Origin of the sequence: Anaerocolumna xylanovorans DSM 12503 (assembly GCF_900143645.1) — a bacterium.
Lineage (GTDB): Bacteria > Bacillota > Clostridia > Lachnospirales > Lachnospiraceae > Anaerocolumna > Anaerocolumna xylanovorans.
Map to the genome: position 1 here is coordinate 1,367,624 of NZ_FRFD01000003.1, position 11,162 is coordinate 1,378,785.

Here is an 11,162-nt window from a genome sequence, read left to right on the forward strand (position 1 = left end):
ATATAACCATGCTCCTTTCAAAATCCACTGTATTTTCATCTTCCGTTATGAGTAAATAAGAACGCTCCTATTCCTACTGCAATAGTTATATTCAAAGAATCCACCTCCGGCGACTGGGGGATACATACACTGGTTCCTGCTAAGAGATAAGAATCATCAAGTCCTGTAGCCTCATTTCCAAATACCAGTGAAAAAAGGTCTGTCCTGGGGCAGTTTTGTATCTCCAGAGTCTTTTCCCCGTTTAGCATAAAGGTAAATACCTCCTGCTTTTTATACTTGCTTCTGTATTCCTCAAAAGAGTCAAACATTTGAACTCTTAACCGGAACAAAGCCCCCATAGACGCTCTGATTACCTTGGGATTAAAAAGATCCGCACAAGGTGTTATCAGGGCTATATCCTTTATCCCAACCCCCAGGGAGGTACGAAGAATTGTCCCCAAATTCCCCATATTGCTTGGATTCACAAGAACAATATGGGAGGTATCTTCCTCTAAAATATCCTCGTATTTATCAAATACTCCGATAACATAGCAGTTTTCCTTATCACTGATTCTTGTAAATAGCTTGTCATCGGTAAGAACCGGTATGTTATGGGCTTTACAGGTATTTATAATGCTCTCTTTATCTGTATACTGTGAATGCACATAAACACTCCGTACCGCTTTCTTTTTTCCTGTTATTAATTCATAGGTCGGAAATGCTCCAAGGGTATAGGAGTACTCCGCTCCTTTTTTGTATGGTTTAATGGCTTCCATATTCCGCTCCGTTTCTTCGTTTTTCATATCTATGCTTGTACCGGCTTCTGCCATATGCAAGCTTTTAGAATTAAAATCTCCTTCACCATATTATAACCTGCCATACAAAACGTCAACACCTTTTCTGAAATGATAATGCAAAAAGGCTTAAGAAAACCACCTCCGGTTTTACTTAAGCCTCTCTGCTTATTACTATATACAGCTATATCATTACAGGCATAACTTATACGGGATATGCCTTATTCTCATAATCTGCAAACAACGGATCCACACCTGTTTTTTGTGCGCAGCGGTATTTGAAATATTCCATAGCAACCTGAGGGAATAATGCATAGGATAAAACGTCCTCCTCCTGCTCTTTCCAATCCTTTACCGCTTCCTCCATTGCCGGGAGCTCCGGTTTCAGCAAATCAGCAGGCCTGCATTCAATGGGTTTGGTATCTCCGATAACCTTTTTCCTTACTTCCTCATCAAAGGGTCTTACCGTCTTGCCATACTCACCGGATAGGATTGCCTTTGTTTCTTTGGTTACCATCTTGTAACGTTCACCGGCAATTACATTTAGTACAGCCTGTGTCCCTACAATCTGGCTGGAAGGCGTAACTAACGGCGGCTCTCCAAGATCCTTACGGACCCTTGGTATTTCCTCTAAAACCTCATAATATTTATCTTCTGCCTTTTGTTCCTTTAACTGGGACATAAGATTGGATAACATTCCGCCCGGTACCTGGTAAAGAAGGGTTTTGATTTCAACACCCATTACCTTGGGATTTAAGATCCCCTCTTCCATGGCACGGTCTCTGATAGGACGGAAATAGTCCGCTATTTCAGCCAGAAGCTTCTGGTCAAGTCCGGTATCATAGGGCGTATTTTTAAAAGTTTCCACCATTACTTCCGTAGCCGGCTGGCTGGTACCCATGGCAAAAGGAGACATGGCGGTATCAATAATGTCCGCGCCTGCTTCCACTGCCTTCATATAGGTCATGGAAGCTACGCCACTGGTGTAATGAGTATGAACATCAATGGGAATGCGGACTGTTTCCTTCAAAGCTTTCACAAGGGTAACAGCCTCATAGGGAACTAAAAGACCTGCCATATCCTTTATACATAAGGAGTCAGCCCCCATTTCCTCTATTTTCTTAGCAAGCTTCGTAAAATACTCCGTGGTATAAGCTTCTCCCAAAGTGTAAGCTATGGCAATCTGAGCATGCCCTTTTTCTTTCTTTACTGCCTTAACTGCTGTCTCCAGATTTCTGGTATCGTTAAACGCGTCAAATATTCGAATATTGTCAATACCGTTAGCAACGGATTTTTGTATAAAATATTCCACTACATCATCGGCATAATGGCGGTAACCTAACAGATTCTGTCCGCGCAGCAGCATCTGAAGCTTTGTATTCTTAAAACCATCCTTTAGCCTGCGCAGTCTGACCCAGGGGTCTTCCTTTAAGAATCTTAAAGATGCATCAAAGGTTGCACCTCCCCAGCATTCTACCGCATGGTATCCAACCTTGTCCATTTTTTCGATTATGGGCAGCATCTGGTCGGTGGTCATTCTAGTCGCTATAAGTGACTGATGGGCGTCACGCAATATGGTTTCGGTTATCTTAACCGGCCTTTTTTTCTGTTCCGAATTGTTATACAATTCGTTCATCGTTATGCCTCCTTTTTATGTCTTTCATTAGTTTAAGGTTGCGAGCACTGTTCCCGATTCCACACTTTCTCCGGAAGAAACATTAATACTTGCTACAACACCATCCTCCGGCGCTACTATTTCATTCTCCATCTTCATAGCTTCGAGAATCAATATAACTTCGCCTCTCTTAACAGCCTGTCCGACAGATGCTTTTACGGATAAAATTTTCCCTGGCATAGGGGAATCAACAGATACTTTTCCTGCTGTGCCCCCTGCGGCTGGTGCTGCAGTTTGTGCAGGCGCTTCTACGGGTGCTGCAGCGGCAACAGGAGCCGGTACGGGCGCAGCAGTTGGAGCAACTGGCTGCGGCGCTGCATAGACAGGTGCTGCTTCCCTGTACTCTCTGACAGGACGTCCTGTGGTTTCTTCTACTGTTACATCATATGCAATACCATTTACTGTGACTGTATAAGTCTTCATATCTTTATTTCCTCCTTCAAGTATCAATGTGAAATATTATTTTTTTCTGATAGAACGGATTACTAATCCATCCGCTGGAACCTCTTCCATGGATGCCATTAATGCTGCCGTTATGACAGCCACCAACTGCGGATCATTTACTGTATTGTATGCCTTCCTTTGTCCTGCATATTCTGCCAAAGGCATAGGAACAGCTTCCCGGCTGACATCATCTTTTTTATACATGCCTTTTGTCAGTAATATAAACAACTTTATGATACTTAGAACACCCATTACCGCAATCAAACCGACAAGGACTAATCCAAGAATTACTATTATATCCAAATATTCATCGGGAATCTTATCGGAAATCCCTGAAGCACTCACTTTCAAAAGAAAGCCCGTATTCCCATTGAATCCTAATAAACTCATATCTGCTCCAATCTGCACGGTAAGCTTAACATCCGTACGAATTTAATTTCCTAAAGTACTGTCCGTATTCCTTTAAATCGTACCATGCTTTCCATTTCCTGCAGGCACACTCTTTGTAAAAAGCATTTCAAAGGCATATATCAAATGCTTTCGTGCGGAGGTTCCTTCGATAACAGCATCCACATATCCGCGTCTTGCCGCGGACAGGGCACTGGCTTGAAGCTCCTTGTATTCCTTTGCCTTTTCCTTTAAATCAACCGCTTCTTTGTCATAGATAATGCTGACCGCTTCATTTTCCTCCATCATTCCGATAGAAGCTTTATTAAGAGCAAATACCATATCTGCTCCGATATGTTTGGAATTCATAGCTAAATAAGCACTTCCATAAGCTTCTCCGACAATCAGGTTTACCTTCGGAACAGCAGCAGAGGAAAATGCATAGGTAAGCTTTGCTGTGGCTCTTGCAATGGAAGCTTCTTCTGAAATCTCTGTTTTAAATCCTTTTGCATCTGTTATGGATAATACCGGTATATGGAAAGCATCACAAAACCGTATCAGTTTTTCAGCCTTTAAACACCCGTTCGCTGTAAGTGTTCCGTCATGTTCAAAAAGCAGCTCTCCTTCTTCCCCATAAACAGCTCTTCGGTTGGCAACAGCTCCCACCGTCATTCCATTTAAACGAAGAAAGCCTGTAACCATTTCTCTGGCATGCCCTGCTTTAACTTCAAGAAAATATTTATCGTCGGATATTTCTTTTAATATATGAGAAGTATCTTTCTCCAAAAAGACATCTTCCGGTATCAGACGGTTCAAATCATCATAACATTCCTCATAGGAAGCATCATCTTCAAAGCTGGCGGGAAGTAACATTATCAGGTTTCTGACAGCCTCTAACACTGCCGCTTCATCTTCCAGAACAAAATCGATATTACCTGCTTCCTCCTGAAACCTTGCTGATGTTGTATCACACTTTGCAGTAAAATTCTTTTTCAGAGCATTGGGAGAATTTATAAAAAGCCTGCCGTTTTCTTCCGTCATAAAAGAAAAATCACTTAAGGCGCTAAGTACAGCAAGGCCTCCTCCGCATGGACCCAATACTGCGGTAATCTGAGGTATCACACCGGATGCCATTGCCTGCTTTTGATAAATCTCTCCCAAGCCGCTTAATGCATCGGTGGCTTCCTGTAATCTTAAGCCGGCACTGTCAATCAATCCGATAACCGGTGCCCCCACCTTAAGTGCTAAATCATAAAGTGCAACTATTTTTTTTGCATGCATCTCGCCTATTGTCCCGTTGCCGGCTGAACTATCCTGGCTATATACATATACAGGGTTTCCATCAATGATTCCATATCCGGTTATAACCCCGTCGGAAGGGATTTCCTGCTGACATAGATTAAAATCCGTATTTCTTTTGGTGACCAAAGCACCAATTTCTACAAAACTGTTATCGTCAAGAAGAGCGTTAATTCGTTCCCTTGCTGACAATTGTTTAGCCGTATTCATCTTCTGCCCTCCATTTATTTCTATATTAAAACATAAATACAAAATTTCTGCCTATTATATTATAGGATAACTTAATGGTAATTTCAAGGATGAATGAAGAAAAGTTTCCTTTCAAAACATTCAGGAAACTTTTCTTTCATTTTCTATATTAAGATAACGATAATACTTTTAAAAATGCATCGACAACCTCGGGATCAAACTGGGTGCCCGAATTGCTTCTTAATTCTTTGATGGTCGCTTCCATCGAAAGTGCCTTCCGGTACGGTCTGTCAGAAAGCATAGCCTCAATTGCATCAGCCACTGCCAATATTCTGGAAAGTTTCGGTATTTCACTGCTCTTTAAACCTCTCGGATAACCGCGTCCATCATACCTTTCATGATGACACAGCACTTCATCTGCCAGATACATAAGCTCCGGAGATGCTTTAATAATCTGATACCCTCTTTCTGAATGGCGTTTCACTATCTCATATTCCTGCTCTGAGAGCTGACTGCTTTTATTTAAAATCGTGTCATCAATGGAGATTTTTCCTATATCATGAATCTGACCCAGGACCCGCAAATCGGTAATCTGGTTTTTAGTAAGATTAAGTCTGCCTTCCAGCTGATTGACAAGCTGTGCTATACCCATTGAATGCTCTCTTTCGGACTCGTTTTTTACATAAAGTGTCTGCAGGATAATGTTAACTGTCCTGTTCTTAACACTTCTGCTGACAGCCAGCTTTTCCTTATACATCATATCATCTGCCTGCTTAATGACCTCATCCATGTCTTCTTCCTTCCTGTGCTTTGTAGCATAACCCATGGATATTGACAGATTAATATTTTCTATGAATTCCTTTTTATTCGACCGGCTTATCTTTTCTATGATTTCTGCCGCCTCTGCTTCATCCGTATTAGGGAGCAGCAGGATATATTCATCTCCGCCCCACCTGGCCAGAATGTCCTTTTGTCTGCATGCGCTTTGGAGAGAACTGGCTGTCGCAATCAAAAGCCTGTCACCGGCGTTATGCCCAAAAGCATCATTTGTCATTTTCAGACCATTGACATCAGCCATTATAACGGAAAAGGGATAATATTGGGGCGCGTCCAATTTTATAAGCTGTTCTTCGGCAAATCTTCTATTATAGATTGCGGTAAGCTTATCGTGGTAAGTTAAGAGCTGCAGCTCTTCTTCCGTCCTTTTCTTTTCCGTAATATCAGAAACGGTAATAGAATTGCCTTCCCATATCCCCTCCCCCACCACTATGGGAGTTATGTACATCTCTACATATCTGCGGCTATGATCCTCCAGTATAAGATATGCATTATCAACATGGGAAACGCATTCTCCCGTTAACGGATAGACATTTCCATCTGCTGAATATATTGTTAAAATTTCTGCTAAAGGCTTCTTAGCAATTTCTTTATTGATCAAGCCGCAGATTTCCCTGGCTTTTTCATTAATAAATTCAATATTTCCCTTTGCATCCGTTATTATAATTCCATCTCTGATAGAGGATAAAATCGTATTCAGCCGCTCGACGTTTCTTCTGGATTTGCTTATTCCCTTGCGAAAATATAACCGGTCGGATAAAAATGCCGAGAGGAAAGAGGAAGTATTTCTAATATGCTTTGACATAACAGTAATCACCCCATACCGTCTATAATCAATCAAAATGCTCGTTTTTGTTTATAGCATTATACCATTAAATATTTCCAGAAACAACTTATTTTTCCTTATTCCTACAGCAAACGCGTAAAAGATTGTCCTGTCTTATTCCGCTAAGGCCTAATTTCCTTTAGCTGCGGCAATGTTTTCTCTATCTGTTCCTTTGCCCAAAAGTACATACCCCGGTCAGGATATTTTCTATAATCGCTTTCCATGAGAGCCAGAAAAAACAGATATAGATCATACCAAAGAATCCTTACCTTTTCTGCCTCTGTGAATTCTTTTTTACCGTATCCTGCCAAGAAATGCGGCTTCTGGTAATGTGAACGAAAACCCACCTCCAACAGTACATCTGCCCACATACAGCGTTCAAAATCAATAAATCCGGTTATCCTTTTGTCCATTACAAAAACATTGCCTTCCCAAAGATCCCAATGCAGCAGCCTGGGAGTAGTCACTTCCGCAAAATAGCTTTTATGCCTTGTAAGCAATTCTTCTATGCTGGCATAATCCATACCGGTATCCAGACCAATTGCCCCGGCATCTTTAAATATATCAGCAAAAAAGCTTAGGAAAACCTCGAACCAGGCAATACCCTTTTGGACCCTGTTATAATACCCAAATCCCTCTCCTGTAATGGAATTTATACGGGAATTATATTCTCCCGTATGAAATTCTATTAAATTCTTCTCTTCCTCTGTGAATGTCTCTTTTATGCTGCTAAAGCTCATACCTTCAAGCTTTGACATGAAGAAATAATCACTGGGACATACTGTGTGTGAATAGTCACAGAAAAGGATATCCGGAACAGGAATATCAGTCCTGTCTTTTACAAGCTCCATACAGTCTGTTTCAGCGCGCATAATATCTTTTTCATAGCTCATAACAGGGACTTTTTTTGGAGGTGCAATCTTTAAAATCACTTCCTTTTTATCGAAAGCCACCAAATAAGCGGCATTAAAATATCCCCCTGTCAGCTCCCTCACTTCCTTCACTTTATCAGATGGAAATGCATTTTCAGCTATTTTTCTTATGGTATCATCGGTGATGCTGCTTTTTGTTATACTGTCCATTGTTTTATAGGATTTTACTCCTTCTCCTTTCTTATTATCTTGCTGCATAAAGCTCCTTCTTATGGCTGCGGTAACTTAAATACCACTGGAAGGAGGATAGAACCCTTAGAAGAAACAATACCGCAAACACTCCCCGGAATGCATTAAGGTTATTGCCGAGCAGCTGATAGGCCTTCACTCCTGCCATAGGCATAATCGCATTGCTAAGGGTAATAAAAATAGTATAAATGGAAATGCTTAGAGTCTTATTTTCCTCCGGTATCACAGAAAGAAGATACTGTGGGATATTTAAAGGTATGGTAGCAAAAGCCAAATTAGCCAGGGTATTTAATATCAGGAATACCACAGGCCCCAAATCAGGCGGAAGGCTGGTTGATATAATCATACAAATAGGACATAAAGCAAGTCCCAAATTACCAAATATAACTCCGAATCTTGGCCCCAGCCTCTCATTTATCCTGCTCCAGAATCCGATTGTCAGGAACTGTGCAAGAGCTGCTCCAATGGACGCATAACTCAACCAGGCTTCATTCATTTTAAGATAATTTACCTGGCCTAAGAAATAAAGAGTCCAATCAGCCTGCCAAAATATATAAAAGAAAAGTGCTCCTCCAAGAAATTTCATGAAAGGTTTATGATGAACCAGTTCCTTTAAAGCAATTTTAAAATCCGATACTCTGACAGATTTTATATTTTCAGAGTATCCTCCCTTAATCCTCATTACTGCTGCAATCTGCATAAAAAATACCAGAAATATAAACCAGTTAAAAATTTGGTGTATTTTTATCTTATAGCCAACATCGGTCGAATAAGCAAGCAAAGCTCCGGTTGCAAGGGGCAAGGCAACATTGACAAAAAACATGCTGCCGGTTCTTGCCGTAAGAACACGGTTTCTTTTTTCAAAGGGTACCACATCAGAAAAATATGCCTGCCATGAAGCATTATATCCTGTCATCGGACCCATGGAAATGCTTAGCAGCAGTAAAAATGCTGTAAACCGGTAACCGTTAAGATAAGGCACAAATCCAATAAGCAGATAGAAAATAGCCATTGCAAGCAATGAAAGATTGACCATGAGGCGTTTATTTCGCATCCGGTCTGTAAGAATACCAAGAGGAAGCAATACGAGCAGGCCCACAAATTGGGGAATAGAGGAAACCAGGCTCACCTGTGCATCCGTTGCTCCCAAACGAAGAGCGAACAAATTATTGTTATTATTTATGATATTTGTTGCAATTGCAAATAATATTCCTTCTATCGTAAACATAAGCAGTGCATTATTTTCTATAAGAAAGAAGGAAGCAACTCTTCTTTTAAAAGCTGCTGCAGTAAAATGCTGCAAGCATTTCTTCATGTACAAACTCCTTCCATAGGTTCCGGTGCAGCTGTATATTATGTTGATTCTACCATAATAGTAGCATAAATTGTATATTTTACAAGCCTTTCTTTTCAACATTCTTCTATACTATAAAACAAAAGAAACCTCCCTCAAAGTGCCGTTGTCCAACACACATTGATAGGAGGTTCCATACGTTTAATCCTATTATGTTTTTATTTAAGATAGTCTTAAGAATCAAGCTTCATATACCGTCTGATTAAATCCATCCCGTATCCTTTCCGGTAAAGCTTTGCAGCCAGCTTCTGCTTTTCATCTCTGCTTAAATCTTCCACGTCTCTTACTTTTTTTGATATTTCTCTTTGTATTGCTTCTTCTTCATTATCATATTCAGCGAAAAGAGCTTCTTCTATATCCGTATCAGATATTCCTTTTTGCTTAAGCTCTCCCAAAATCTGTCTTCTGCTTTTAATCTGCTTTTTAAGGTGTATATAATTACAGGCATAACGTAAATCATCAATGTAATGATAACTCTTTACATACTCTATGGCCTCTTCTATTATCTCCTCCGTATAGCCGGAATACTCAAGCTTACGCTTAATCTCCGTTTCCGTACGATCCATATTCTTAAGCAAATCCATTGCTTTCTTTTTTGCCTTTTTAACAAAAGAATTAGTAAGCTCATCTACGAGGGCATCCGGGATTTCTTTCTCTTTTTCCAATCCGTATTTACGGATTTCCCTGTCATAAAGTATAAAGCAATATCTTTCATCAATATATACCTTTACCTTGTTCTTATTACATTCTTCTAAATCAGTTATTATCATTATTTCTCATCAGCTTCCTTTTCAGGTGCCGGCACTTTGCTAATTATATTGTATTTATCTCTGACCTTTTTTTCAATCTCTGCAAAGATTTCAGGATTATCTTTTAAAAACTGCTTTGCATTTTCTCTTCCCTGTCCAATCTTAGCATCATTGTAAGCATACCATGCACCGCTTTTTATTACTATATTTTCATTAGAAGCCAGATCCAGTACATCCCCTTCTCTTGAAATACCTTGTCCGAACATAATATCAAATTCTGCTTCCTTAAAAGGAGGCGCTATCTTATTCTTTACTACCTTGATACGTGTTCTGTTTCCTACAATCTCTCCGCCCTGCTTTAGAGATTCAATCTTGCGCACATCCATACGGATGGAGGAATAGAACTTAAGTGCCCGTCCGCCTGTAGTAGTTTCCGGGTTACCAAACATAACTCCAACTTTTTCACGAAGCTGGTTAATAAATATTACAATACAATTGGACTTGCTGATAGCAGCTGTCAGCTTACGAAGGGCCTGTGACATCAATCTTGCCTGTAATCCTACATGGGAATCACCCATATCTCCGTCGATTTCCGCTTTTGGAACTAACGCTGCAACAGAGTCCACAATTATGATATCCACAGCACCGGAACGAACCATCGTTTCGGTAATTTCCAAAGCCTGTTCGCCGTTATCCGGCTGTGATATGTAAAGGTTATCAATATCAACCCCAATTTTCTTGGCATATACAGGATCCAAAGCATGCTCCGCATCAATAAAGCCTGCAATTCCATCTGCTTTCTGAACTTCCGCTACCATATGAAGGGCCACTGTTGTCTTACCGCTGGATTCCGGTCCATATATCTCTACAACTCTTCCTTTGGGAATTCCTCCAAGACCCAGGGCTATATCCAGACTGATGGAGCCTGTAGGAATAGTTTCTATATTCATATGAGCTGCTGTATCTCCAAGTTTCATAACAGAGCCTTTTCCATACTGCTTCTCAATCTGTGCCAGAGCTGTTTCTAATGCTCTGCTTTTATCTTCCTTTGACATCTTTTCCTCTCCTTTATGCGAACTTATGTTCTTGTTTTAATGATAACGTATCTTTTCCTGTTTGTCAATCGAAAATTAATAATCCGCGCCAAAATATACCCACTCCCGAACGCAGTAGAGTAACTGCTTATCCCCTCCTTTTTTATATAAATTTCCATTCTGCCAAAGCGCTGTGAATTTGGATATCAGCACAGATTTGCCGTGTGAAAATTGCTTTTTAGTTTTCACGTTATGCTTTTACCGCAAAGGCAGTAATTAACCAACAATTAAGTATTCTGTGGAAAATCCGGTGAGATACCGTAAAAAGAAACATACCAGAATAGAACTATAACAGTATAATAACAGAAAGGTAAAATTTTGTAAAGCCTTAAGTAAAATTTTTCCGCAAGGAACCCCTCAATAGGATTGAAAAAAAGACAGCTGCAAAAAAATACTTGCAGCTGTCCTAAGCCA

Annotated in this window: 10 protein-coding genes; all 10 read right to left on the reverse strand. The window is 40.3% G+C overall.

Annotated features, from left to right (window positions below):
• Positions 1-35 precede the first annotated feature (35 nt).
• Complete coding sequence (locus BUF11_RS05875) at positions 36-809, reverse strand: TrmH family RNA methyltransferase (protein WP_242952320.1); 774 nt, start codon at positions 807-809, stop codon at positions 36-38.
• A gap of 169 nt (positions 810-978) precedes the next feature.
• Complete coding sequence (locus BUF11_RS05880; RefSeq protein WP_073587788.1) at positions 979-2,409, reverse strand: oxaloacetate decarboxylase subunit alpha; 1,431 nt, start codon at positions 2,407-2,409, stop codon at positions 979-981.
• Between the two features lie 27 nt (positions 2,410-2,436).
• A complete protein-coding gene (locus tag BUF11_RS05885) occupies positions 2,437-2,871 on the reverse strand; it encodes a biotin/lipoyl-containing protein (protein ID WP_073587789.1) in 435 nt (144 codons plus the stop codon).
• 36 nt (positions 2,872-2,907) lie between these two features.
• A complete protein-coding gene (locus BUF11_RS05890; RefSeq protein ID WP_073587790.1) occupies positions 2,908-3,282 on the reverse strand; it encodes an OadG family protein in 375 nt (124 codons plus the stop codon).
• A 72-nt stretch (positions 3,283-3,354) separates the two neighbouring features.
• On the reverse strand, positions 3,355-4,788 hold the full coding sequence (locus tag BUF11_RS05895; RefSeq protein ID WP_073587791.1) for an acyl-CoA carboxylase subunit beta: 1,434 nt from the start codon (positions 4,786-4,788) through the stop codon (positions 3,355-3,357).
• A gap of 148 nt (positions 4,789-4,936) precedes the next feature.
• Positions 4,937-6,409, reverse strand: a complete 1,473-nt coding sequence (locus tag BUF11_RS05900) for a sensor domain-containing diguanylate cyclase/phosphohydrolase (protein ID WP_073587792.1) — start codon at positions 6,407-6,409, stop codon at positions 4,937-4,939.
• Between the two features lie 143 nt (positions 6,410-6,552).
• Entirely contained in the window at positions 6,553-7,560 is a 1,008-nt protein-coding gene (locus tag BUF11_RS05905; protein WP_084558475.1) for a phosphotransferase family protein, read from the reverse strand.
• On the reverse strand, positions 7,547-8,866 hold the full coding sequence (locus BUF11_RS05910) for an MFS transporter (protein ID WP_073587793.1): 1,320 nt from the start codon (positions 8,864-8,866) through the stop codon (positions 7,547-7,549). The genes BUF11_RS05905 and BUF11_RS05910 overlap by 14 nt, the downstream gene beginning before the upstream one ends.
• A gap of 212 nt (positions 8,867-9,078) precedes the next feature.
• Positions 9,079-9,675: a regulatory protein RecX gene (locus BUF11_RS05915; protein WP_073587794.1), complete on the reverse strand. Its 597-nt coding sequence runs from the start codon at positions 9,673-9,675 to the stop codon at positions 9,079-9,081.
• Complete coding sequence (gene recA, locus BUF11_RS05920; protein WP_073587795.1) at positions 9,675-10,709, reverse strand: recombinase RecA; 1,035 nt, start codon at positions 10,707-10,709, stop codon at positions 9,675-9,677. The genes BUF11_RS05915 and recA overlap by 1 nt, the downstream gene beginning before the upstream one ends.
• Positions 10,710-11,162: the final 453 nt, after the last annotated feature.